The following is a 25742-nucleotide window of genomic DNA, read 5'->3' on the forward strand; positions in this document are numbered from 1 at the left end:
TATGGAGGTAAAACATGCTTGCATTTGAGAAAAAAGAAATAATTAGAGAGAACAAGGATATAGTATTTGGTTTTATCAGTAATCCAAATAACCTTGTTAAGTATGGAAAAGATGTTGTTAAAGTTGAGATTTTTGGGAGTAAAGACAACATATCCATCGGAACGAAAATAAACGAAACGAGATTGTTTGGTAAAAAAGAAATAAGTGCCGTTATTGAGGTTAGTCACTACTTACTTAATGATGAAATAGCGTTTCAGTCTAAATCAGTCGGTATGAGTATTACTTATTTTTACAGCTTAAAAGCGATTGGATCTGGGACTGAACTCTCCCTTAAGTGTTTCATTAAGAGTAATATCATAATGAAAATCTTTGTTCCTGCTATGAGGAAAATGCTACTTAAACAAGATGGTGACCATTTAACAAGGATTAAGGAAGTAATTGAAGGATACGAACGCAAATGAGAATAATGTGACATCTTATCATAAGACCATGAGATATGAATAGAAATATTGTTCATATTTCAAGGTTTTTTATGTTTGTCACTTCAGCCAAACATAAATTGTTGTAATTTATTGAAAGAAACTGGAGAGATGTGCTAATTGGACAGATTTATGAAAAACTCGAAATTCATCATTTAAGTTTAACCCAACGAAGAATAAACGACACTCTCCACAGAGGAATATTACCTCTTAACTCCTTAGTAACGTATTGACATTCAAGTTACTTGAAGGTGTATCATTCGATATAAGGGAGGGATTATGTGACTACATTTATGACGATAAAGGCTTTTTCAGAGAAGACAGGTATTTCTAAAAGTGCTTTAAGGTACTATGAGTCAAAAAAATTATTGGAATTAAAAGAAAGAAACAGTAGTGGATATCGAGTATATACAGACGATCAGATTGAAATAGCAAAGCTAATATCAAGTCTGCGTATAGCGGGTATTCCAGTTAATGATATACAATCTTATCTTTCTAGTGATGAAGCAATAAAACGACAGCTAATGGAAAGCTGGATTAAGAAATTAAAAAAGAAAAAACACCTTCTAGATGTGAGTTTACACTATTTAGAAAGGGAAAATAGAATTGAAAATATTTATTTAACAGAGAAGAGTAAGGAGAAGATTGTCTGGTTTTCGGCAGAGTCGGAAGTTGGAAAATTTCAGAAGCAGTTTGAACAAAAAGGGAAGCTGCTTGAAAATATGAATATCCCAATAAAAAACTGTTATTTGAAATATGTATCAGGAGTGAATCCAATAACTGCCCATATAGGTTTTGGTATTCCATTTGAGATTGAGATAAACGGAAAAACTAATATTCATAAAGTGGAAATTATGGATGCGTGTGTCTGTATCAGTATGTCCTATAAAGAACCGATTTCTAACATCCATAACGGCTACAAAACATTAATGAAATATGCAGCTGATCATCAATGGCTTCCGGCTAGCTCGATTCTAGAATGGTATCATGGCGAAAATTTTAGTGAGCTGGATTTACTAATGCCTGTTATTCAAATGGAAAAAAGGAGGGAACTGTAAGTGGTACAAGGAAGAGAGTTGTCTGTAAAAGTCATTGATTTAAGAGGTAGTTATAATCAAATTGGAATGGAACAGAGTAAAGAAGCTATCACTTCCTTCATATTGGAAAATCAGATTTCCCAAAATCTAAAATCAGAGTATGACACTCTAGAAGTAACAGAATTATTGACTGAATTATCCCCGAACCTGTTATCTGAGCTTGAAGGGTTGTCTAAAGGATTAAATCAAGAATTAGGAACAATACTACAAATCTTTAGTGGCTATGATGTAGATTTACCAGCAATGGGGTGTACTTCTCTTGGCACTGACCATTATTACGTGCGCAATTATGACTTTAGTCCTGATTTATATGATGCAAGATTAGTCTTTTGTAAACCGGTTAATGGATTTGCGAGTGTCGGCTTTAGTCAGCAGCTTATTGGAAGACTCGATGGTATGAACGAAAAGGGTCTTATTGTCGGCTTACACTTTGTGAATAAAACACATCATAAAAAGGGGTTTATCTCCACGACTATAGTTAGACAACTTTTAGAACAATGTGAGACGACAGAAGAAGCCATCAACCTTATTAAAAGAATTCCACACGGCTATTGTTACAACTATTCTATTATGGACCGACATGGTGTGAAGGTCATTGTAGAAGCTTCCCCAGAAGAGCAAGTCATCAACTTTTTACATCCATTAACCTGCACAAACCATTTTGAATCTGAAGCTTTGATGGAGAAGAATAGAGTTAATATACAAGGGTCCGTAAAGCGTAGAGACTATATTGAAAAATTACAATCGGAATTTGTATCACCTCTGTCAGCCTATGAACAATTTAACAACGAAACATCTCCACTCTTTTATAAAAACTATCAAGAATACTTTGGCACCTTGCATACCGTTGTCTATATCCCAAAGGATTTAGAGATAATAGTAGGGATTGGTGGTAATTGCAAACCAATGAGATTTTCTCTAATAGATTACGTGAATGATTCTTTCGTTTTACCTGAAACAATAAGCGGGGTGATCCGTCAAAAAGTGTAGGGTTCTATTAATGAAGCAATATATTGCTTTGGTCAATAACGAAATGTGTAAGGTAAGAATTACCTATCCTTGAGTGAATAAGAAATTTGATTGTATCTTATTACGATGTACTTTGTAATCCGGCTCAGCGCCCAGCCAAGATGAAATGGAGGCGATCTTTGCCATATCATCTACTCGAGGTCAGAAACGTTCATCAGTGATTTTTTCTGATGGTTAGTTGAACCAATCGGACTCCAACTGGAGTTTTTGTTTTTTTACCGCCAGTTGGAGCGGGATAACCTTAAATAAGTAAAAGGGGAAATGCACCCTTTTTCTCATTTAGGAACATTTGCTATGCCGTAGGCAAAACGCTGCGCTTGCCTTTTGTTCTTGAGCATCAGAGATAAAATAATAGCTAGATTTAAGTGGAAACCCCGTTTATTTTAGTAAGAAAGACGGGGTTTCTTTTGTTATAATGACCTATTTTGTACTAAAAGGTGAAAATCAAGAATAATCTCAAGTGGTTTGTTACAAACATGGATTTATGCTACCATTCAATGTAGAGATTCGATATTGAAATCCGATAATAGGGGGGGGACGATGTTGGAGGACAAAACAGTACGAAAGTTATTTCTAGGGTTCATTCAAATCCATATTTTGCACCATGCCCATGAACAACCCATCTTCGGTTTATGGATGTTAGAGGAGCTTAAAAAACATGGATACAGTATTAGTTCTGGGACACTCTATCCAATTCTTCACTCAATGGAAAAGGATGGTCTGCTACATAAAGAAGAAAAAAATGTGGAAGGTAAAATTCGAAAATATTATCAAACGACAGAAAAGGGAAATGAAGTTTTAGTAGAGGCGAGAAAGAAAGCTTATGAGCTTTTCAAGGAAATCAACTAATCATCATTTTTACGGATTGTAAAATGAGAGGAGGAAGATCAATGAATCAAAACTTAAAGAGGGAAAAGGGTTTATTAGCTACTTTACTCGAAGTTTTAATGGTTTCGACAAGACTTGGTTTTACATCTTTTGGAGGTCCTGTTGCCCATCTTGGTTATTTCCATGATGAGTATATTCGAAGAAGAAAGTGGATGGATGAAAAGAGCTATGCCGACTTAGTGGCGCTATGTCAATTTCTACCGGGTCCTGCAAGCAGCCAAGTAGGAATCGGGATTGGCGTCATGCGAGCAGGTGTATTAGGTGGAATTGTATCATTTCTAGGGTTTACATTACCATCTGTTTTTGCCCTAATTATCTTTGCTTTAATACTCAAAGGATTTAATATTGGTTCTGCTGGTTGGATTCATGGGTTAAAAATTGTTGCGGTTGCTGTAGTTGCTCATGCCATAGTTGGAATGGCCCAAAAACTTACACCAGACTTAAAGAGAAAAGCTATTGCCTTATTGGCACTTGTTGTGACACTGCTATGGCAAACATCCTTTACACAGATCGGAATAATTCTTTTATCTGCATGTATTGGCTTTATATTGTATAAATTTCAGAAAGAAGAGACAGATTCTAGAGTTCATTTTCCCATCTCACGTACATTTGCAACAGTTTGTCTTGTTTTGTTTTTTGGATTACTGATTCTTCTACCTCTTGTAAGGGAGCTGACGAACTATCATTGGATTGCGATGTTTGATAGCTTTTATCGATCTGGATCACTTGTATTTGGTGGAGGACATGTTGTATTACCATTACTTGAACGTGAATTTGTGCCGACAGGATGGCTAAGTGAAGAAGCATTTCTAGCTGGATATGGAGCTGCACAAGCTGTACCGGGTCCATTGTTTACATTTGCCGCTTATCTTGGTGCTGTTATGAATGGATGGGTGGGAGGTATCGTAGCAACAGTTGCTATCTTTTTACCGGCATTTTTATTAATTCTAGGAACGCTCCCATTTTGGGATAGTCTAAGGCAAAGTCCAAAGGTAAAAGGTGCGCTTATGGGTGTTAATGCAGCAGTGGTAGGAATATTAATATCTGCATTTTACCAACCAATATGGACTAGTTCCATTCTAACACCAATTGATTTTGCATTTGCCGCTATCTTATTTAGTATGTTGGTATATTGGAAGCTTCCGCCTTGGATTATTGTTATAACTGGAGCGGTTGGAGGAGCTCTTTTATCGATTGGCTAATTTAGAGGAAAGGAAACACCCCAAACAGTAAGATATAATCAATCTTCTCTTGGGGTGATTTTACTAGCCTGCAATAGAAAGAAACTGTGAAAATGTTGTTTAGAAAAAAATGAAATGATCAATCTTCTTTATATTTTTCCTTCACGATACCAGAACCTATTCCCCCACCAACCATAAAAAATAAGGATCCAAAGTTCCAAAAAAATGAACCGCCAACGAGGTTTATATCAAGCGGTGTGATTTTATTTAACAGAAGAATGCCTAATTTTAGGATTAAAAGAGCGACACCAATCAAAAATAATACATCAAATATAATTTTTAGATTCGGATGTGCTAATTGTTTGCTATCCTTAATCACTTTCTCTTTCAACTCTTCATCACTCCTTAATAATTCGTCTATCGTTACACCTAAAAGATCACTTATTTTGATCAGTATTTCAATACTAGGGTAATTTTGACTATTTTCCCATTTGGAAACGGACTGTCGACTTACATAGAGCTTTTCGGCCAATTCTTCTTGAGACCACCCCTTATTCTTTCGTTCGCTTTTTAATTTATCACCAAAAATCATTCTTCCTATCTCCTTTTTGCAATCTATAATCGATTATTGGTATGGTCAGTGATAAAAGTAAAGAAAAATGTAGTTGCTTTAAGTTGCAACTACTAGTTGCCAGTCATAAGCATGATTATACCGCGGTTTTAACTGGTCATCATAGAGTGGGATTATTTTCATTTTCCTTCACTAAAAACCACTTGAGTATCCTTTGTTCTTAATTAATACAAGGCTCTTGTATTTGTTTTAAGATGTGTAAAAAAATGGTCTTTAGTATGGATATTACCATATATTTGTGATTTAAGAACTATAAACAGAATGGGTGAAATGGGTAATATGTATTATTTTTGCGTAAGGATGCAACTAAATTAGTAGAAGATATTGCCAGATTATGTAGAGTTGTGTCTAAATATTAAATAGGTATTAAGTCAGATATTAGTCTCATCATCTTAACGAAATGGCAAATTCGGTGAAAACCGGAGGCGCAAAGTCACAGGTCTAAAGCGTATTGCTATGATGGCTGGACTACCGAATTGGGATACATATTACTAGTTTATAGTTTCATTCATTATTTGAAGACCATTACCCGTTGAGCGTTGAGTTATTTGTCTTTTTACTCTCATAAATTACTTGAAGGAGAGAAAGATGAAAAAAATAGTTATTACTTTATTAGCACTAATTTTATTTATTCCTGTTAATTCAACTAATGCAGCAACAAAAGAATTTACTGATGTACCTAACGATTTTTGGGCATATGAGGAAATTAAATACTTAACTTCTAAAGGAGTAATAAGTGGTTATCAAGATGGTACATTCAAACCGAATAATCCTGTTTCAAGAGCACAAGCAGTTGTAATGCTCGCTCGCGCTCTTGATTTACCATTAGATAATAGAAGAAACCCATTTTATGATGTATCAAGTAACCATTGGGCTGTACAAGAGATCTCTGCAATTGCAGAAGAGGGCATTTTCCCAATGTTTGAAAAGTTTGAACCAGATCAACCCTTAACAAGAGAATTAATGTCATATTCATTAACAAAAGCTTATTATCTACCAAATTTTATGAGTGATTTAGAGTTTGCAGATGTTCCATATAATAATAAATACAAGGAAAATATTTCTGCAATTTTATCCAATCGAATTACAGTACCATACGCAGATAATACGTTTAAGCCACTTGGATCAGTTACTCGAGCACAATTCTCAGTATTTATGGCAAGAGTTTTAGAACCAAGTTTTAGAAAAGGTGAAGCCTTAAATAAAGAGTTAATCTATACATTAACTGATCAAGATATACTAGAAGCAATTGAACTTGGAAAAAGCCAAGAGTCTGTGAATGATCTTATTTTAAATGATCAGCTAATTCTTGACCGTCAAACCTATGAAGCATTTATTCCTACGGTATCATTAATAACTCCAAAATCATATGCATCTATGATAACACTGGAATACTTAAAAAATGGTGAAGACGTTACGCTTGAAAAGATTAGAAAAGATGTAAAAGAATTATATCCAACTGAATATATTTATTTCTTTGTTCAGACCTATCATGAAGTAGGAGATCAAAAAGAGGACTCTGTTTTTATCGTACAAGATCATCTGCAGCGTGAGCCTGAGGAAATGGTTAAGGCAGCCACTTTTAATGCACCTATTGGTGAAGGGGAATTAGCTCAAGAGGTTGTTGTAAATAATTATTTGGTCGCATTCAAATCTACTAACCTAGATTTTGATATGGAAGCAAGAATGGACATTCGTATTGATGATGAACTAAACCGTCGAATGAATACATTTGAATATATTATTAATTTTGCCAAATATACAGAATAGCATTTAAATAAATACTAGAAATAGTTTTAGCTTACTGATAATAATTTCAGTAAGCTTTTTGTCTTTTATTAGGGGGATAAAGTGCCCAGTGATCTTATAAAGAATAGAGTTTGGGATATCGATAAGGAATCATTATCTTTTAATTTCTAATTCATAGGGAAAGATTGTCCATCCATGAGCATACAATCTATCATGCCATAAATTGGTTCACATAAGGGGTGAGGATGAAGGAATGGATATCGGATTACTGGTGGTTCTTATTCTTGTGTTATTGTTACCATTAACCAATAGAGTTGTAGAGAGAAATTTAGAGCTGTTCATTTTTTGCAGCGGCTTAGCAGCTGCATGGATTACTGAAGTGATGAGTGCAGCCTTATTTCTTGAATCAGCAAAGGATCCGATTACGATAACAGTGGCAGTTTTGATTGCAGGGTTATTGTTCAAATGGCTTCATAGTCCAATTGTGAGAACCATTACAACTATTAGTAGCTTGCTACCTTATCGTGTTTTTATTGCCTTTTGTGTAATTTTGTTAGGTGCCCTTTCTAGCGTGATAACAGCTATTATTGCTGCATTAGTATTAGTATTAATTGTATCATCCCTTCAATTTGAACGGAAAGCGATGATTCGATTTGTCATTCTCTCTTGTTATTCAATTGGTTTAGGAGCAGCATTAACTCCTATTGGAGAACCACTCTCAACAGTAGCTATAAGTAAGTTAAATGGTGACTTTTTCTATTTCATCCGGTTGTTGGGTCCAGAAATTTTTATTGCATTAGTGGCATTTGGCTTACTAGCCTCATATTTTGTAGCTCCACATTCGAAAAATAATTCAAATTTAGTTATCCGAAATAACGAGAGTGAAAGCTATGAAGATATATTAACAAGAGCACTAAAAATCTATTTCTTTGTAATGGGACTTACATTTCTAGGAGCAGGGTTTGAACCTCTAATTAACCGATATTTTATACACCTTAACCCCTCATTACTTTATTGGATAAATATGATTTCCGCTGTGTTAGATAATGCGACACTAACTGCTGCAGAAATAAGTGCAGTCATGAGTCATTCAACAATTAGATCCATATTATTGGGTTTACTCATAAGCGGAGGGATGTTAATCCCAGGCAATATCCCGAATATTATCGCTGCGGGAAAACTTAAGATTACGAGTAAAGAATGGGCGAGATTTGCCATTCCAATAGGTTTTCTAACCATGTTACTATATTACTTCGCGATGATGCTGTTTAGATAAGACTAGCTTATTTCACAAATAGGGAATATTGCCGGGGAAATTCCGACAAAATACGAGTGAGAGAAGTTTAAATGAAAGCCATGACACTATATAACAATAAAGTTACGGGTGACAATTACTACCTATTGTGGTATAATATTTAAGTCCAATGTCTTGCTGTCATTTGATAATTATTTGCTTTGCTAATACATAATCAAAGTTTATATACATTTCGATATGGTAAATGGAAGAACCTATTAGTAAATAGTCTGTCTTACCCATGGCCTAACTTCATGATGCTGAAGTTAGGCTTTTTTATATTTTTAATGATTATGAAAAAGCAGGGTATCATTCTAGTTATTGAAGGAGGAAGACTAAATGAAAAAAGCACAGAGTCAATACCAAGAAAACCTCCTACATCTAAGTAGTACATTTAGTAAAATACTAAAACAGAGATTTGGTAAAGGACCTGAAACGTGCGCTGTTACCTATCATTCAAAACGAGTTACGGTTTATGTTAGAAATTTTATCACTCCCGCAGAAGAAGTATTAGTAGATAGTGGTCAAATGAACTTAGCCATAAACTTCCGCAATGCAGTAATGGATAGGGTAGCGAAAGAATTTATACGAGAGGCTATGGTGAGTCTGGATATCAGCTTAGATTCTTATTATTATGATTGGGATTACGAGAACAATACAGGTGTTATGTTACTGCAAAGCAGTACAGATAAATATTTCAATGAAGCGAGTGCGATTAGAGGCAAAATTTTTAATCAGATTATGTTTGTAAGTTCGGAGGTTCATAAGGTTCCAAAACGGTTAGATTTAATAAGATTAAATCAAAATATTGTAGTTGTTGAGTGTAAAGGGATTATGCTCCAGGTTGAGAAGGTTCTTTATCAAAAGGGGCATTTGGACATTCTTCAAGAACGTTCAAGAGAAATTAAAGACCGCTATTTGGAGTATAAGAATGTTTTTGCAAGTATCTTTGAACGAGATGTTTTAAGTATATATATGGCGTGGGATTATGCAGAAGATAGTTGCTATATCTTTTTTTACTTACAGTAGTCCTCTTACTTCTTATCATTTCTACATTAAAAAGAGATTTTGAAATTTCGATGGCAAGTGAAAAAAATCTGAAACCATTGGATAGAATGCTAAACAAAAGTCAATATAGCATGCTAGGTAAATTACCTGTATGTTATCTTGGCTTTTTTCTCTTTCTTTTGTTATGAAGATTTATTGAATCATGAAGAAGAATTACTATTTTTTCAAGTTGCTAATCTTCTTAAATTCACGAGTATTCAATTCCTTGGTTGTAGTCCATACTATCAATTAATGAAATAAGAAGAAAACTTCTCTCGCGATAAAGTACATGTAAAGGGGGTTGGTGTATGGATCAGGAATTACTCAATTCTGTCAGTAGTTATACGAGTAAACTCCTTCGGAATAACTTCGGGAAGGGACCACAATCTTGTCAATCAATCATGAATAAAACCCATTTTGTCACCTATATTCGTGGCTTCATCTCTCCCATGGAAGAGGTTTTAATGAATAGGGGGCAGAAAATCGAAGTTGAAAAAGCAAGGAACTTTATTATAAATCACCTACTTGATGAACTTAAAGGTGTCATACAAGTTTCCTTAAACAGGGAGGTTCAAGCATATTATCAAGATTGGAATTTTCCGAACAATTCAGGGATCCTCATGTATACATTTGAAGAAGATGAACAAATAGAAAGAGGAAAGCCAAAAATAAAAAGTAACGTATTTGAAGCTGAAATTGCTCGAATTAGTAAACTTGTTCAAAAAATTCCTGATGAAATAACCATATATGAAATATCCCCCTCGATCTTTTTGGTCGAAAGGAAGGGTATTTTAATTCCCATAGAGAAAGCGCTTATAAAAAGAGGATTCGAAGAAGAACTCATCCTAACAAAGGATACCTTAGAAAAAGAATACTTTCACCGTTATGGAAAATTTGATGAAATCTTCCAGCACCAAGTCAAAGATATATTTATCGATTGGGACCTAAAAAACGATAAATCCTTAATGGCCTTTATATTATGGTGACAGTCACTACCCGATTTTTGTCGAAAAATCTCCGTGTGACTGTCCGGCCATTAGTTGGTTTTCTGGTACATCGACATTTGGAACATCGGTTTCATACCGACATTTTCATATAAACGGTTTGCCCCAGTTAAGCTGTTGGAGTCTACATTTAAAAGAACGGATGAAATTCCTCGCTGGTAGCTTTCTTTAAAAACAGTTGTTAACAAAGATGCACCAATTCCCATTTTTCTACCTGAACGTTTGACACCGAGCAAATCAACATAAGTTCCCTCGGGGAAGTTTTTACAGATAATAAATCCAACTAATTCATCACCTCTATAGGCAACAAACCAGAGGGATAGGTCATATACTTCAGTCGTTACTTTTTGTATCCATTCATCAAAAGGCTTTTCATAATATCCTCTTGTATCCTTGAATGACTCAGTGTAAGCGTCAAAAAGTCCATGTGCATCTCGTTCCATGTCGCATGGTAATAGAGTAACTTCGTTTGAAGTAGGAATGATTTCAGGTACACTATTCACTTCAATCACCATGCGGCTATAGGTTCGGACATATGAATATCCTTTACTCTCAAATAAAGCAATTGCCTTTTCATTTCTTGCAGGAATAACATGATTTAATTCGTATTTTATTCCATGATTTTCGTAATCTTCAATATAGGTTGCAGCACATTGTTCCATCTGTTCAAGAAGTAACGTTCTAGCTCCTTTTCCATACCAGTCTGGATGAACAAAGCCATAACAGTCGAGTCGTCCTTTGCTCATTTCTTCTACATATCCATATGCTACAAATGCATCTTCACTTTGGATAATCCAAGTGTTGGATTCAATCGGAACCTCTTCCCAAATTCCGATCACATCCTCAATCATGCAATCAGGGACACCATATTCGGCAATGTCTGACGCAATGATTAAGTCTGTAACTTTTTGTGCATCCTCTATTCTAGCGGGTCTAATGGTAAATAAAGATTGTTGTTCAATCATATTTGATTCCTCCTGGATTAGTATATATTGATCATAAATGGTGCTGGCTTCGATTTGACCAACCATTATTAAAAAGATAGACCATCCATTTATAGAGAATCTGGGTTATAATAGATTTTTCGACAAAATGTGGGAAGTGACTGTCACCATGATAGTGGAGAGGGGGAGTTGGGATGATGGAGTTGTTACCTAAGCCAACGTCTTATTTATACACATATGCAAGTCGGGAGGAGGAAGCTTCTCTTTGCCAGTTAGAATTGAGGTCTCTATTCAATCAGAGTCCTGGCAGAAGCTACTTTATTAGTGATCTAAAAATGGCTCCTAGTCGCAGTCCGTTCATTCGAGAACGAATTGATATTCTGTTTGAGGGGACTACCCTTGAAGATATTATTGGTCAAATCAATGGTTTACCTAAAATAGAGTCTAGCTACAGAGTGGTGTATGTGAAAAATGATGAGCTTAGTGATCCACCTGGACTTCAAGCAAGACGGGCAATTGAACGAGAAGTTGGAGTTCAAATCAAAGGAGAGCCTGACTTACATAATCCAAAGTTACTATTTGGTATTATGAATATCCATAATGGATTCGTATTTGGATTTTATGTGAAAAGTGAAGCCGTGTGGCTACAGCATCAACAAAAACCTTATATGTATTCAACTGCCCTGAGTACTAGGGTAGCAAGGGCAGTCGCTAATATTGCCGTTCCGATCCCAGAGGGAACAAAGGCCATTGATCCCTGTTGTGGGATTGGAACGGTCTTAATAGAGGCTCTTTCTATGGGGATTGATATTATCGGTGGAGATAAAAATCCATTGGTTACTTCAAAGGCAAGAGTAAACATCGCGCATTTTGGACTAGAGGGAAAAGTCCTCCTGCAAGATATTCGTAATGTTATGGGTCATTATGATGTGGCTATCATTGACTTACCTTATAATCTTTGTTCGGTTATTACGCCAAAAGAGCAACTCGAAATGTTTCAAAGTGCACGTAAGTTTGCTCAAAAACTTGTCGTTGTCACCATTGAACCAGTAGATTCAATTATTCTAGAGGCTGGTTTTACCATTACTGATCGATGCGAGGTAAGTAAAGGTAGTTTTAAGCGTGAGGTTATTGTATGTAAGTAAAGGTTTCCTCATTATGCTTGTGCAGGATTCATTGGTTAAATTTCAACTGCTGGTAGTATTCCTTTTTTCATAGTCTGCATTTTTATGGAAATCTATCTACTCCTAGACTATGATTAGAGTAATATAATCAGTTCAAATAGGTGGGGGTTATTTGATTCTTGTAGATTATCTGTTGAATCTATCAATATTTTCATTAATGGTAAGTACTCCATTGGTGATTCAATCGTTTTTTTACCGATGGCCATTAAAGTTTTATCGACTATGGGTTAGTCTATATGCGGGGATTGTCTCCGTTATTCTAATTACGTTTACGATCCAGCATGATGGCTACTCTTATGATATACGGTTTGCGCCTGTTATTTTAGTATTTTCCTATCTTGGACCCATTCCAGGACTCATTACGGGTGGATTTGCCATTATAGCAAGACTGTTCTCAAGCGGGAATTGGATGCCTGCCATTGTTGGTTGGGTAACACTTATGATTTCCTTCTCACTGATGAGTCACTACTTAAAGAGATATACTCCTCTAAAGAAGAGTATTATTCTATTAGTTTCGTATATCTTCATCTACGTTATTACAGTACCGATGATCTTTAATATATTGAGAGATAATTTCATGTTCCACTTCCAATATTTACTCTTCCTGTCACTTGGGGTAATGGTCGGCGGATTATTGATAGAGTCTTATCTGAAATTATATAGAATTATTAAAAAGAATAAGCTGATGGAACAGGCGATAGCCTCCAGTGAATCAAAGTATCAGCTGATTGCTGAGAATACGTCAGATCTTATTGTTGTCATGGACCCATCCCACTCCATTAGTTATTACTCTCCATCACATGAGCAAGTATTAGGGTATGATGATTCTGAATTAGAAAAGATCAAGCTCTGTTCAATGATTCATAAGGATGATCTTGAGCTATTTAAAGGAAGTATAGAAAGAATGTTTGTTAATAAAGAATTAGGCTCTATGGAGTATCGCCTTAAGCATAAAGAAGGCCATTATTTAGAAGTCGAATCTAGATGTATGCCTGTAAGAGGAAAAGAACAGGAAATAGAGCATATCGTAATCATCAGTCGTGATATTTCAGAACGGAAAAGGGCAGATGAAATTCTCTTGCAATCTGAAAAACTTTCAATAGTTGGAGAATTAGCAGCAGGAGTGGCACATGAAATTAGGAATCCGCTGACAACCATTAAGGGATTTATCCAGCTTTATAAGTTGGAGAATAGTTCGATTCCATACAATGATTTATTATTAAGTGAGCTTGATCGGATTGAATCTATAACAAGTGAGCTGTTATCACTAGGAAAACCGCAAGCGATGCAGCTTAACGAGGTAAACCTGGTGCATTTAATAGAAAATACGCTTGAGCTATTATCACCTCAAGCACACTTAAACAACATTCAATTCGATTTCCAATATCCCTCTAAAGTTTATTGTATGACCGGAGAAAAAAACCAACTAAAACAGGTATTCCTTAATATTCTTAAAAATGCGATTGAGGCAATGCCTACTGGTGGCAGGATTCAAATCCTTTTACGTAAAGATGGTAAAAACCAAGGAATCATATCCTTTCAAGACGAAGGAACAGGTATTCCAGAAGAGATTCTCCCAAAGTTAGGGGAACCTTTTTATAGTTTGAAAGAAAAGGGAACGGGGCTTGGTCTCATGATTTGCCACAAGCTTATAAAGCAGCATGGTGGTCACATCATCTTTTACAGCAAATTAGGAAAAGGGACAAAAGTGGAAATTACCGTTCCATTGACCTCATAAACAAGATACAAAAAGGATACCGAGCCTATATCGGTATCCATTTTTAATGAATAAGTTTTTGATTGTATCTTATTACGATGTGCTTAGTAATCCGGCTCCAGCGCCAAGGTAAGATGAAATGGCGACGATTTTTGCCATTTCATCCTAGTCGAGGTCAGATATGTTATTTAATCATTCAGTAGCTTACGCTTTTTCTTCAAATGATTTGATAATCTCAATCATAACGTTTGTTGCTTTTTCCATGTTATCTACTGAAATGTATTCGAATTTCCCGTGATAATTTTCACCACCAGTAAAGATATTCGGTGTTGGCAATCCCATGAAGGAAAGCTGTGACCCATCCGTTCCGCCGCGAATCGGTTTAACGATGGGTTCAATGTTTAATTTCTTCATGGCATCATAGGCAATATCAACAATTTCCTTTACAGGTTCAATTTTCTCCCTCATGTTGAAATATTGGTCCTTTATCTCAAGAAGAATATTCTCTTGACCGTACTTTTCTCTTAGTTCTATTACAATGTTTTCAAGTAACGTCTTTCTGGCTATGAATTTATCACGATCGTGGTCTCTAATAATATAGCTAAGTTTAGTTTCTTCTACAGTACCGGTAAGGGTAGTTAAGTGGAAGAACCCCTCATAGCCTTCTGTATATTCAGGTGCCTCACTAGCGGGTAGCTTATTATGTAATTCCATGGCTATTTTGGTAGAGTGAATCATTTTCCCTTTTGCTGTTCCTGGATGGACATTGTTCCCCTTAATGGTAATTTTGGCAGCAGCAGCATTAAAGCTTTCATACTCTAGCTCGCCTAGAGGACCACCATCCATTGTGTATGCATATTTTGCATTAAATGCTGTGACATCAAATTTGTGAGGACCTCTACCAATCTCTTCATCTGGGGTAAAAGCAACTCGAACCTTTCCATGCTTTATTTCAGGATGATTGATAAGATAGTTCATAGCTGTCATGATTTCAGCAATTCCCGCCTTGTTATCAGCGCCTAATAATGTCGTTCCATCGGTCGTAATAAGGGTATGACCTTTATAACTTGGCAGCTCTGGAAATTCTCTTCCAGAAAGGACAACATGTAAATCTTTATTTAATATGATATCTTGTCCGTCATAGTTTTTAACAATTTGCGGATTAACATTTTCACCCGTAAAATCAGTTGCAGTATCTACATGGGCTAAAAAACCAATTGTAGGAACGCTCTTCTTTGTATTTGATGGTAGAGTAGCCATCACATATCCATTTGCATCAATCGTGACTTCTTGCATACCAATTTCTTTGAGCTCTTCGACTAACATGTTCGCTAGTGTAAGTTGGCCAGGAGTTGAAGGACATGTTTCACTATTGTCATCTGACTGTGTGTTAACTTTTACATAGGTAATTAAACGTTTTATTAATTCTTCCTGCATATGTACAGCCCCTTTTTATAAATTTTCTGTCTTTATTTTACATGAATATCCATTAAATATATAGATGATTTACTTATGACGGAGATCACAGTAGAAAGTTTTAATAAAAGGATTGTTTTAGACTGAGAAAAAATGTAAAGTGAGTGAAGGAAAACTCAAAAATGTAGTGTGTTAATTTTTACTGAAAAACCAAAGGAGACGTTATATGATTAAGCGCTTTTTTTCATATTACATGCCACATAAAAAGCTATTTATCTTAGATTTTAGTAGTGCAGTTATTGTTGCTGTGTTAGAGTTAGCCTTTCCACTAGCCGTACAGTGGTTTATAGATTCCTTACTACCTACAAATGACTGGCCGACCATCGTTTGGGTCAGCATTGGGCTTTTATCCATTTACATCTTGAGTACATTCCTTCAGTTTATTGTAAACTACTGGGGGCATATGCTCGGCATTAACATTGAAACAGACATGAGACAACAGCTGTTTCAGCATGTTCAGAAGCAATCGTTTCGCTTTTTTGATAATACAAAAACCGGTCATATTATGAGCCGGATTACAAACGACTTATTTGATCTTGGGGAACTGGCCCATCATGGACCAGAGGATGTGTTTATTGCCGTCATGACCTTTCTTGGTGCATTTTGGATTATGCTCACGATTAATGTAAAACTTGCATTAGTATCCATAATAGTTGTACCGTTATTAATTTTATTAATTGTTTATTGTAATCTCAAAATGAATAAAGCTTGGAGACAAATGTATAGTGAAATAGCGGATGTGAATGCTAGGGTTGAGGATAGTGTATCAGGGGTGCGCGTTGTCCAATCGTTTACAAATGAAGACCATGAAATTGCTAGATTTACTACAAATAATCGAAAATTCCGTCTTGCAAAGTTAGGTGCTTATAAAATCATGTCCTATAGCTCCTCAGGTATTTATATGATGACACGAATGATAATTCTAGTTGTGTTAGTATACGGTGCATGGTTGAGCTTTACAGGTCAAATGTCCTACGGTGAGCTCGTTGGGTTTATCTTATATGTGAATGTTCTCTTTAAACCGATTGATAAAATTAGTGCCATTATGGAGCTGTATCCAAAAGGAATGGCTGGATTTAGGCGTTTTATCGAATTAATTGATACAGAACCTGAGGTAGAAGACCGACAAGATGCAATAGAAGTGAGGGCATTAAAAGGGGATATTACGTTTGATGATGTCAGTTTTAGCTATGATGAACATAAACAAGTGCTAGAGGAGATTCAGCTTCAAATAAGAGCAGGGGAAACAGTGGCATTCGTTGGACCGTCAGGGGCTGGAAAAACGACAATCTGTTCATTGATTCCTCGCTTTTATGATGTAAATAGTGGATCCATTAAAATAGATGGCATGGATATTCGTGACATAACGATGAAATCCCTTAGATCTCAAATCGGTATTGTACAGCAAGATGTGTTTTTATTTACTGGAACAATCCGTGAAAATATAGCGTACGGGATGCTTGGAGCAACAGATGAGCAGATTGCTGACGCCGCAAAAAAAGCCCATTTAGTAGACTTTATTGAGTCTCTCCCATTTGGCTATGAAACACAGATTGGTGAACGTGGATTAAAACTGTCTGGAGGTCAAAAGCAACGATTAGCCATTGCTCGTATGTTCCTAAAAAATCCGCCAATTCTCATACTAGATGAAGCGACCTCTGCATTAGACACAGAAACGGAATTAATCATTCAAACGGCTTTAAATGAATTGGCAAAAAACCGAACAACTCTCATTATTGCACATCGGTTAGCAACGATTCGTAATGCTGATCGAATTGTAGTGGTGACAGAAGAAGGGATTGCTGAACAAGGAAGTCACGATGAACTAATTGAACAAGGTGGGGTATTTGCGAATCTTCATCGGGTCCAATATCAAAGCTAATAAGAAAATCCAAGTCTTGAAAGACTTGGTCAGGCTGTCGAGAAAGTCTCGACAGCCATTTTTACTTTCTGAAAGATTATACAGTGGTTGTATAGTGATGATAAATGATACATCATATATTCTAGAAAATAGGGGGAACATCCGACATCATTTCCGTGAGCAGGTTGATAATGGCATTTTGATGCAGTTTGACGTTTGAAATGTTAAAAGTGGGTTTCTATTGGGTATTTTTATGAGGGTTGTACGAACATATGGGTGTTTCTTGATTCATTCAAGATAGTAGACTACATCCGTTAATGTAGTAAATAGAACATCAAGCAGAGTGATGACACAACACGACAAGTTGAATACTATTTCGATTATAAAAGAAAGTGGTGTTAAAAAATGAAACTACATTCGGCCATACCTTACATAAAAAAGTTACCAGATAAGGAGAGGTTTGAAAAATCAGACTTATTAATTCCCCCCTTTTTACTTGATAAGCACGGACCAATCGAGGTGTATTATGCAGCACATAATGAATATATCAATCAAAAAGCAATCGTCCTCATCGTAGGAATAACTCCAGGCTGGGTTCAAATGGAAAAATCCATATGGCTAGCTAAAAGATATTTATATGAAAATCGTAGTTACGAGGAAATCATAAAGCTGGTTAAGAGCGAGTGTAGATTTGCAGGAAGTATGAGGAAGAATCTGATTACAATGCTAGACGACTTAGAGCTTCAAAAAGCACTCTCGGTTGATTCTTGCAACGATTTGTTTCATATAAACGAAGGTTTACTTCATAGCGTTTCTTTAATTAAATTCCCAGTTTTTATCGAAGGAGAGAATTATAATGGACATACTCCACCAATAGCAGGAAGTGATTTCTTACGCCGGTTTTTGGAAGATACAATTAAGACGGATCTACTCTCATTAGAGAATACTCCGTTCGTCATTCCTTTAGGAAAAGCAGTTGAGACAATCTTACACCAGCTTATTGATAAAGGAATACTCAACCCATCACAGTGTCTATTTGGGTTTCCACATCCCTCAGGAGCAAACGGACATCGCCATAAACAATTTCGTCAACAAAGAGAGGTGCTAGCCAAAAAAATTAAAAAGTTCTTTTAAAACGATTTTTCGTTTAAATCTACTAAACATATATGTTTTAATGAAAATAGTGACTTAAAAAGGGGGGAGAATGTTGGAACAACAAGATGATCAATTATACAAAGTGATTGAAGTATGTTTATTAGCTGGAAAATTGATGCTTCAAAATGGGGGTGAAACGTATCGTGTAGAAGATACAATGACTCGAATTGCAGCATCTAACGGTATAAAAGATTCTCATAGCTTTGTAACCCCAACGGGAATTATATTTTCAATGGATGGGCGAGATCCGACAAAATTTATTCGGATAGTAGATCGATCAACAGATTTACAAAAAATTGCCATTGTAAACAATATTTCTAGGAAAATAAGTGATGGCAAGATTTCAATTGATGAAGCGTACGAAGAGCTTAAGGAAGTTGAACATGCAAATTTAATGTACCCAGCATGGGTGCAAATTCTGTCGGCAGCTTTTGTTAGTGGTTGCTTTCTCATAATGTTTCAAGGGAAGTGGTTTGACTTCTTTGCTGCATTTTTTGCAGGTGCTGGTGGTTATGCAGGATTACTATATTTTAATAAGGTCGTTCAGATAAAATTTTTCTCAGAGTTTACAGCTTCATTAATTATAGGTTTTTTATCATTATTTTTTATTACAATTGGCTTTGGTCATGATTTAGATAAGATTATTATTGGGTCTGTCATGCCATTAGTTCCCGGCGTGCTTATTACAAATGCTGTTAGAGATTTAATGGCAGGACACCTTGTTTCGGGTCTATCTAAAGGTGCAGAAGCGTTTTTAACAGCCTTTGCAATCGGTGCAGGGGTAGCAGTCGTGATTTCTTTATTATAGAGAGGGGGATTAAAGTGTTAGAACAGTTCATAACTAGTTTTATTGCATCTGCTGGATTTGCCATTTTATTTAATGCCCCAAGGAAAGCTCTAGTTAGATGTGGAATGGTAGGGATGTTAGGTTGGATCCTTTACTTTCTATTAGTCGAACTGGAATTCGACGCGGTCCTTGCTACTCTTTCTGGTGCCTTTGTAGTAGCCATAGTTAGCCAGTTTTTTGCGAGGTATTATAAGACACCTATCATTGTGTTTAGCGTAGCAGGCATTATCCCACTAGTACCAGGCGGCTTAGCTTATGATGCAATGAAAAATATTGTGATAAATGATTACAACACAGCCATTCAATTGGCGGCAAAAGCATTTATGATATCTGGTGCAATTGCAATGGGACTTGTATTTTCGGAAGTTATTAATCAAATTATTAGAAGGCGTACAAAATTATAGAGTTGGAGCATTCCTATGAAAAAACATACATTAACTTTGAATAATAAGCATTTACATGCCTCTTTTAGTAAGGAGTACCTCCCCATATTAAAAGTAGACTCAGGTGACAGTGTGGAAGTACTAACCCCCGATATAGGATGGGGATACATAGCTAAAAAAGGTCAAGATCGTGTAACGTTTCAGTCCAGAGAATTAGAGCAATCTTGGGGACATCCAATGATAGGACCTATATACTTGAACGGTGCTAAGCCAGGAATGACAATAGAAATTAGAATGAATGAGATTAAGCCGGGATGGTATGGATGGAATTGTGCGGGAGGAAAAAAGAATTGGCAAAATGATAAGGTAGGGATAGCGGAGGCTCCGGAAACAACTCTGCAATGGGAGCTCAATGACGAGATAATGATAGGAAAATGCCAACTTAAAGATCGCGTTTTTTCTGTCCCTCTACAGCCATTTATGGGTATACTTGGACTTGCACCAAGTGAACCAGGTATTCATTCAACTATTCCACCTAGAAGAGTGGGAGGAAATATTGATTGTAAAGAGTTAGTAAAAGGAAGTAGCCTTTTTTTACCTGTTGAGGTAGAGGGTGGACTTTTCTCTATAGGAGATGGCCATGCTGCACAGGGTGATGGAGAGGTTTCAGGTCAAGCCATTGAATGCCCGATGGAAGTAGCTGACTTTACCATGATTTTGAGAGAAAATATGGAGATTGCATTACCAAGAGCAAAGACACCTTCAGCATGGATAACCTTTGGCTTTCATGAGGATTTAAATGAAGCTACCGCATTGGCACTCTATGAAATGGTCCTGTTAATACAGTCAATTTATAAAGTGAGTAAGACAGAGGCGACCGCTCTGGCAAGTGTAGCTGTTGATTTGAGAATTACACAGGTGGTAAATGGAGTGAAGGGAGTCCATGCCGTTCTTCCTCATGGTACGATCCGATAGAGCAGTAGTATACTTTCGTATAACTACTGTTTTTTTAGTACTTATGAACCAATTTCCAGATAATGGATTAGGTTTGCTTGGGATGAGGGATAATAGAACCAAAAAGGGGTTCGGTTACATGCTTATTATCTTTTTTTCAATAGTATGGATCATTGTCGCTTACAGATTTGGTGATCGAAATTGGCGAAAATATTATCCAACTATGCTTTTTGCAGCCCTCGGAAATGCATTATATGAAGTAATATGCTATAATTATTCACTTTGGCAATTGGAGCCGAACGGACTTCCAGGTGCAATGATACCGAATCTGTTACTTATTTTAATATGGATGCCCTTATCGACATGGGTATTTCTTTCACATTTTCCAACTAAACAAAGCCTTTTTAAGAAGGGACTATACATACTATTATTTTCTGCAATATTTATGATCTTGGAGTTCACCTTATTACAAGGTGGGGCAATTACATATCATCATGGTTGGAGCTTTATATGGTCTTTATTATTTGTTATTCTAATGTTTATTGTCTTACATATTCATTTCAAAAACCCTATAATTGCCTTGATTTTATCGGTATTAATTGCATTTTCACTTTGCCAAATTTTTAACGTTTCTCTAAATAAAATGAAATAGGCTTAAGTGAGAATGAAGAATAAGGAATTTTTCCCTTGTAAAAACTAATAATGTTAGTTATATTAAAACTAACATTATTAGTTTTAAGGAGTGGGATAGTTGAAATTGATAAAAGAATTGAGCATTTATCAGTTAGCTTTTATGCCAAGCTTATTTCCAGTTAATTGTTATCTTGTAGAGGAAGATGAAGGATTAACCCTAGTTGATGCAGGTCTTCCATTTTGTTTCAAGGCCATTTTACAAACAGCTATACAAATTGGAAGACCAATTACAAGAATTGTCCTAACACATGCTCATGAGGACCATGTTGGAGCTGTGGATAAATTAAAAGAGCTAATGCCAGATGTGCCAGTTTATTTATCCAAAAGAGATGCTCGTTTATTAGAAGGAGATTTATCATTAGACCCTAGTGAACCTCAAACAAAGATTAAAGGGGGCATAGCTTCCAAACTGAAAACCCGACCAGATTTTTTGATACAAGAGGGAGACGAGATTGGGAGTTTAATTGCTGTTTCAACACCAGGTCATACACCAGGTTCGATGTCATTTTTTGATAAACGTAATCATGTATTCCTTGTGGGAGATGCGTTCCAAACAAAAGGGGGACTCGCAGTAGCGGGTAAGATGCAGCCATTTTTCCCCTTTCCAGCATGGGCAACGTGGAATAAAGAGGAGGCACTTAGAAGTGCTATAAAGATACAAAGTTATAAACCCTCCTTACTTGCTGTGGGTCATGGAAGCATGATCCTAAACCCTGAGCAAGCAATTAATGTAGCGATACTCCAAGCTAAAATAAACATTCAAGAAGCAATTTAATAAAACATTTATGAAAAAGGAGATTTTCAAATGTCACCGAGAATTGGACTTGATCAAACTACTATATTACAGACAGCGGCAGAAATTGCCAATACGGAAGGCTTGGCAGCAGTTACCTTAGCATCATTGGCAAAAAAACTAAATATACGACCACCATCACTATATAATCATGTTGATGGATTAGAAGGTCTAAGGAAAAAGCTAGCAATATATGCCTTAGAGAAGCTATACAACAGCTTAACACCAGTGGTTATTGGTAGGTCAGGTGATGAGGCAGTTTTCCATTTGGCACAAGCTTATGTAAGGTTTGCTCGAGATTCCCCAGGGCTTTATGAAGCGACGTTACAAGCTCCAAATACTCATGATACAGAGGTTCAATTAATAGGGAAAAGAATCGTTGAGTTAACCATTCATGTATTACGCGCATATGAATTAGAGGATGAGGCGGCTATTCATGCGGTTCGGGGTCTGCGAAGCATATTACACGGTTTTGCATCCCTCGAACAAAAAGGTGGATTTGGATTACCATTGGATTTAGATAAGAGTTTTACATTACTGATTAAGGCTTATTTATCCGGAATTCATGAAATGAAGAATTAAAGAAATTTGGTGAAATACAAAGGAGATTTTGAAAGTGGCTAACCTAGGCCTAAGGTTTGTATTGGAAATTTGTTCGTTAATTTTTGATGGATGCTGGGTTTTTTATACAACTTTGGAATTAATGATAAAATCTATCTTGAGTTAGGATAGATTTTTTCTTTTTTCCAAGTAAAAATACTTGAGTTTCTGAATAAAAAGCTTGATAATCATTGGTATTCCAGAGTGAAAAGGGGTAGATAAATGAAAATTCGAGTTTCTGCTGTACAGTACCACTTGCATACAATTCAATCCTTTGAAGAATTCGCTTCACAATGCGAACATTATATAAAAACGGCTGAGGAATATGGAGCGGAATTTGTATTATTTCCAGAATTCTTTACTACTCAACTATTATCTATCGGAAGTAACCAAGGTACTAGTTTGACAATTAATGAACTACCTGGTTTTACTGAACAATATTTAACTTTATTTAAACGTTTAGCTATCCTCCACAAGATGCACATTATTGGTGGGACGCATGTCATTAAAAGAGATGAGAACCTTTATAATGTAGCACATCTTTTTTATCCAGATGGAAGAGTGGAGGAGCAATCCAAGCTTCATATCACACCAACAGAAGTTACTGGATGGAATATGGCAGCTGGGAATGACTTTAACGTTTTTGATACAGAAAAAGGACGTATTGCGATTTTGACTTGCTATGATATTGAGTTCCCAGAAATTGTTCGCATTGCAAAAGCGAAAGGCGCAGACATTATATTCTGTCCATCTTGTACAGATGATCGTCACGGCTTCCATCGTGTTCGCTATACAAGTCATGCTCGTGCAATCGAAAACCAGGTGTATGTTGTATTAACTGGAACAGTCGGTTCCTTACCTACTGTTGATTTTATGAGAGCTAACTTTGGGCAGGCAGCGGTTATTACGCCAAACGATATTCCATTCCCTCCAAAGGGACTTCTAGTGGAAGGGGAGTTAAATAACGACATGATTGTAACAGCTGACATAGATCTAAGCCTTTTATACGATGTAAGGGAAAAAGGATCTGTTACGACGTGGCGTGACCGCCGTACAGACTTATATACTGATTGGGACGATATTAAACTAAAGGGGTAACGCGTAATGGAATATATTCGTGTACAAAGTATAGAGGATCCATTATTTAAGCAGCTTCATGATCTAATGAAAGAAGTGTTCCCACCAGAAGAGGTACTTGAGTTTTCTTTATGGAAGGAACCTTTAGAAGACCCAGGTATTTATGTTTATGTTGCCGTGCATGAAGAAAAGGTGGTAGGTATAACAGAGTATCGGTATTATTATCAGTGGAACATTGCCATGACAGACTTCACCATCGTTAGCAGACCGGGCCTAGGATTAGGTAGATTCTTAGCTTCAAATCGTTTAAAACATTTAAACGAACTAGCAAAGGCGAATGGAAAAGAGCTTTTTGGAATGTTTGCTGAAATTTATGATCCATACCAAAAGGAGAACTTTGACTTTGGTGGCGTTGTGACGATGAATCCGTTTGTTCGTCGTGAAGTTCTATCACATATGGGGTATAAACGACTTAATTTCCCTTATGTCCACCCTTCATGGGAAAATGATGGGGCTTGTGTTTCTGGCTTAGATTTATGCTTTTTGCCAGTAGAAGAAAGCCTTAATGAGATAGATGCACAGCTCGTCGTAGACTTCTTAACAACCTACTATTCAGCACTGTCAAATAAGCCGGTAGAATGGGTGGAAATGGTTAACAGCTTAAAAGAAAAAAAGACTATTCCATTACTAGAATTATAATACTTAAGCGATTCACCTTGGTGGATCGCTTTTTATGTTCGTTCAAGTAAATAAAAGGATACAATGTTCACCATTGTATCCTGGAGTTTAAAATTAAAGGATGTTTTGTAGTTTCGTGTTGGTATCTGAGACGATACGACCAACTCGTTGATTATCTGTTGTTAATGAATCAATCGTTGCACTCACTTCTTCAAGGCTTGCGCTAGCTTCTTCGATAATCGCTGCTAATTCATTCGTTGAAAATTCCACTGTTTCAGACTTTTGTTTCACTTCATTAGAAACATTTAAGACCATAGAGACACTTTGTTGTAATCGGTTTGTGAGAGCTGCAAACTGGTTAAAGGATTCTGTAAGTGTTCCTGTTGACTCTAAGTTCTTTGATACTTGTTCATTGGTTTCCTTAATTTTTGTTAAAGAGTCCTTATTGCTGCTGTTTAATTCTAGCAAGGAAGATGAAATTTTGTCGCTTGATACCTTTGTCAGCTCAGCGAGCTTACGAATTTCTTCTGCGACAACCGAGAATCCCTTTCCTGCTTCACCTGCTCTTGCCGCCTCAATCGAAGCATTTAAAGCAAGTAAATTTGTTTGGTCAGATACATCGTTAATCGTAGATGTCAGAGTAACCATTTCATTAATTTTACTTGTTAGTATTTTAAATTGATCATTAAATTGTTTAAGGATTGATGATAACAACTCCATACCATCTTTTAAGGATACCATTTCACCTGTTCCTGTTTTTACGATGGCTGAAGCTTGTTCAGTGTCTTTTGATAAGTTTTCTGCTAATGAGAATAGATTCATCATTTGCTCTTTAGTATCAAAAGCATTTAATGAAATGGAACTGATTTGTTCAGACTGTGTTTGACTTCCTGAGGCCATTTCCGTGATAGCAAATCGGATCTGTTCTTGGGATTCCAGATTCACTTGAATTTGTTGATTTACACCTTCGAAAGCTTCTGC

24 protein-coding genes, 1 pseudogene and 1 riboswitch are annotated in these 25742 nt (G+C 36.3%); of the genes and pseudogenes, 21 read left to right on the forward strand and 4 right to left on the reverse strand.

Features of this window, described 5'->3' with window-relative positions; genetic code table 11:
• Positions 1 to 14: 14 nt before the first annotated feature.
• From ACFSCX_RS00495 to ACFSCX_RS00515, 5 genes are all read left to right on the forward strand, one after another.
• A complete protein-coding gene (locus tag ACFSCX_RS00495) occupies positions 15 to 461 on the forward strand; it encodes an SRPBCC family protein (protein WP_377926116.1) in 447 nt (148 codons plus the stop codon).
• Positions 462 to 760: 299 nt separating this feature from the next.
• Positions 761 to 1537 (forward strand): MerR family transcriptional regulator, encoded by a 777-nt coding sequence (locus tag ACFSCX_RS00500; RefSeq protein WP_377926117.1) that lies wholly within the window; start codon positions 761 to 763, stop codon positions 1535 to 1537.
• Positions 1538 to 2566, forward strand: a complete 1029-nt coding sequence (locus ACFSCX_RS00505; RefSeq protein WP_377926118.1) for a C45 family autoproteolytic acyltransferase/hydolase — start codon at positions 1538 to 1540, stop codon at positions 2564 to 2566.
• A 582-nt stretch (positions 2567 to 3148) separates the two neighbouring features.
• Positions 3149 to 3454: a PadR family transcriptional regulator gene (locus ACFSCX_RS00510; RefSeq protein WP_377926316.1), complete on the forward strand. Its 306-nt coding sequence runs from the start codon at positions 3149 to 3151 to the stop codon at positions 3452 to 3454.
• 41 nt (positions 3455 to 3495) lie between these two features.
• The gene (locus tag ACFSCX_RS00515) at positions 3496 to 4695 is read left to right on the forward strand and encodes a chromate transporter (RefSeq protein ID WP_377926120.1); all 1200 of its coding nucleotides are present in this window, start codon (positions 3496 to 3498) and stop codon (positions 4693 to 4695) included.
• A 118-nt stretch (positions 4696 to 4813) separates the two neighbouring features.
• On the opposite strand, the gene ACFSCX_RS00520 is transcribed toward ACFSCX_RS00515, so the two are convergent.
• On the reverse strand, positions 4814 to 5266 hold the full coding sequence (locus tag ACFSCX_RS00520; protein ID WP_377926121.1) for a helix-turn-helix domain-containing protein: 453 nt from the start codon (positions 5264 to 5266) through the stop codon (positions 4814 to 4816).
• A 431-nt stretch (positions 5267 to 5697) separates the two neighbouring features.
• A riboswitch (cyclic di-GMP riboswitch) is annotated at positions 5698 to 5781 on the forward strand.
• 112 nt (positions 5782 to 5893) lie between these two features.
• Between ACFSCX_RS00520 and ACFSCX_RS00525 the strand changes: the two genes are divergently transcribed.
• The 4 genes from ACFSCX_RS00525 (at position 5894) to ACFSCX_RS00540 (ending at position 10381) form a co-directional block, all read left to right on the forward strand.
• A complete protein-coding gene (locus ACFSCX_RS00525; protein ID WP_377926122.1) occupies positions 5894 to 7075 on the forward strand; it encodes an S-layer homology domain-containing protein in 1182 nt (393 codons plus the stop codon).
• 232 nt (positions 7076 to 7307) lie between these two features.
• Positions 7308 to 8330 carry a DUF1646 family protein gene (locus ACFSCX_RS00530; RefSeq protein ID WP_377926123.1) on the forward strand — a complete coding sequence of 341 codons (1023 nt, stop codon included), beginning with the start codon at positions 7308 to 7310 and terminating at the stop codon, positions 8328 to 8330.
• A 357-nt stretch (positions 8331 to 8687) separates the two neighbouring features.
• Positions 8688 to 9377 (forward strand): Na-translocating system protein MpsC family protein, encoded by a 690-nt coding sequence (locus tag ACFSCX_RS00535; protein ID WP_377926124.1) that lies wholly within the window; start codon positions 8688 to 8690, stop codon positions 9375 to 9377.
• Positions 9378 to 9703: 326 nt separating this feature from the next.
• Positions 9704 to 10381, forward strand: a complete 678-nt coding sequence (locus tag ACFSCX_RS00540) for a Na-translocating system protein MpsC family protein (RefSeq protein WP_377926125.1) — start codon at positions 9704 to 9706, stop codon at positions 10379 to 10381.
• Positions 10382 to 10431: 50 nt separating this feature from the next.
• Here the strand turns inward: ACFSCX_RS00540 and ACFSCX_RS00545 are convergent, their stop codons facing one another.
• The gene (locus ACFSCX_RS00545) at positions 10432 to 11364 is read right to left on the reverse strand and encodes a GNAT family N-acetyltransferase (protein ID WP_377926126.1); all 933 of its coding nucleotides are present in this window, start codon (positions 11362 to 11364) and stop codon (positions 10432 to 10434) included.
• Between the two features lie 173 nt (positions 11365 to 11537).
• Here ACFSCX_RS00545 and ACFSCX_RS00550 point away from each other — a divergent pair, with 173 nt between their 5' ends.
• Both ACFSCX_RS00550 and ACFSCX_RS00555 read left to right on the forward strand, forming a co-directional pair.
• Positions 11538 to 12488 (forward strand): TRM11 family SAM-dependent methyltransferase, encoded by a 951-nt coding sequence (locus ACFSCX_RS00550; protein WP_377926127.1) that lies wholly within the window; start codon positions 11538 to 11540, stop codon positions 12486 to 12488.
• 151 nt (positions 12489 to 12639) lie between these two features.
• Positions 12640 to 14265, forward strand: coding sequence for an ATP-binding protein (locus ACFSCX_RS00555; RefSeq protein ID WP_377926128.1), 1626 nt, complete (start codon positions 12640 to 12642; stop codon positions 14263 to 14265).
• Between the two features lie 183 nt (positions 14266 to 14448).
• Here the strand turns inward: ACFSCX_RS00555 and pepT are convergent, their stop codons facing one another.
• Positions 14449 to 15681 (reverse strand): peptidase T, encoded by a 1233-nt coding sequence (pepT, locus tag ACFSCX_RS00560; protein WP_377926129.1) that lies wholly within the window; start codon positions 15679 to 15681, stop codon positions 14449 to 14451.
• Between the two features lie 205 nt (positions 15682 to 15886).
• On the opposite strand from pepT, the gene ACFSCX_RS00565 reads away from it, so the two are divergent.
• The 10 genes from ACFSCX_RS00565 to ACFSCX_RS00610 all read left to right on the forward strand — a co-directional run bounded on the left by ACFSCX_RS00565 (position 15887) and on the right by ACFSCX_RS00610 (position 24782).
• Positions 15887 to 17602, forward strand: coding sequence for an ABC transporter ATP-binding protein (locus ACFSCX_RS00565; RefSeq protein WP_377926130.1), 1716 nt, complete (start codon positions 15887 to 15889; stop codon positions 17600 to 17602).
• Positions 17603 to 17986: 384 nt separating this feature from the next.
• The gene (locus ACFSCX_RS00570) at positions 17987 to 18715 is read left to right on the forward strand and encodes a hypothetical protein (protein WP_377926131.1); all 729 of its coding nucleotides are present in this window, start codon (positions 17987 to 17989) and stop codon (positions 18713 to 18715) included.
• Between the two features lie 73 nt (positions 18716 to 18788).
• On the forward strand, positions 18789 to 19544 hold the full coding sequence (locus tag ACFSCX_RS00575; RefSeq protein ID WP_377926132.1) for a threonine/serine exporter family protein: 756 nt from the start codon (positions 18789 to 18791) through the stop codon (positions 19542 to 19544).
• A gap of 14 nt (positions 19545 to 19558) precedes the next feature.
• Positions 19559 to 19987: a threonine/serine exporter family protein gene (locus tag ACFSCX_RS00580; RefSeq protein ID WP_377926133.1), complete on the forward strand. Its 429-nt coding sequence runs from the start codon at positions 19559 to 19561 to the stop codon at positions 19985 to 19987.
• 15 nt (positions 19988 to 20002) lie between these two features.
• Positions 20003 to 20941, forward strand: a complete 939-nt coding sequence (locus ACFSCX_RS00585) for an acetamidase/formamidase family protein (RefSeq protein WP_377926134.1) — start codon at positions 20003 to 20005, stop codon at positions 20939 to 20941.
• 118 nt (positions 20942 to 21059) lie between these two features.
• Positions 21060 to 21572 (forward strand): CBO0543 family protein, encoded by a 513-nt coding sequence (locus ACFSCX_RS00590; RefSeq protein WP_377926135.1) that lies wholly within the window; start codon positions 21060 to 21062, stop codon positions 21570 to 21572.
• Positions 21573 to 21671: 99 nt separating this feature from the next.
• On the forward strand, positions 21672 to 22388 hold the full coding sequence (locus ACFSCX_RS00595; RefSeq protein WP_377926136.1) for an MBL fold metallo-hydrolase: 717 nt from the start codon (positions 21672 to 21674) through the stop codon (positions 22386 to 22388).
• A 30-nt stretch (positions 22389 to 22418) separates the two neighbouring features.
• The gene (locus ACFSCX_RS00600; RefSeq protein WP_377926137.1) at positions 22419 to 22988 is read left to right on the forward strand and encodes a TetR/AcrR family transcriptional regulator; all 570 of its coding nucleotides are present in this window, start codon (positions 22419 to 22421) and stop codon (positions 22986 to 22988) included.
• A 240-nt stretch (positions 22989 to 23228) separates the two neighbouring features.
• Complete coding sequence (locus tag ACFSCX_RS00605; RefSeq protein ID WP_377926138.1) at positions 23229 to 24104, forward strand: carbon-nitrogen hydrolase family protein; 876 nt, start codon at positions 23229 to 23231, stop codon at positions 24102 to 24104.
• Between the two features lie 6 nt (positions 24105 to 24110).
• On the forward strand, positions 24111 to 24782 hold the full coding sequence (locus ACFSCX_RS00610) for a GNAT family N-acetyltransferase (protein WP_377926139.1): 672 nt from the start codon (positions 24111 to 24113) through the stop codon (positions 24780 to 24782).
• 93 nt (positions 24783 to 24875) lie between these two features.
• Here the strand turns inward: ACFSCX_RS00610 and ACFSCX_RS00615 are convergent.
• A pseudogene (locus ACFSCX_RS00615) lies at positions 24876 to 25388 on the reverse strand (methyl-accepting chemotaxis protein); the annotation flags it as partial.
• Positions 25389 to 25742 lie beyond the last annotated feature (354 nt).

Origin of the sequence: Bacillus salitolerans (genome assembly GCF_042680805.1) — a bacterium.
GTDB classification, from domain to species: Bacteria; Bacillota; Bacilli; order Bacillales; family SA4; genus Bacillus_CJ; species Bacillus_CJ salitolerans.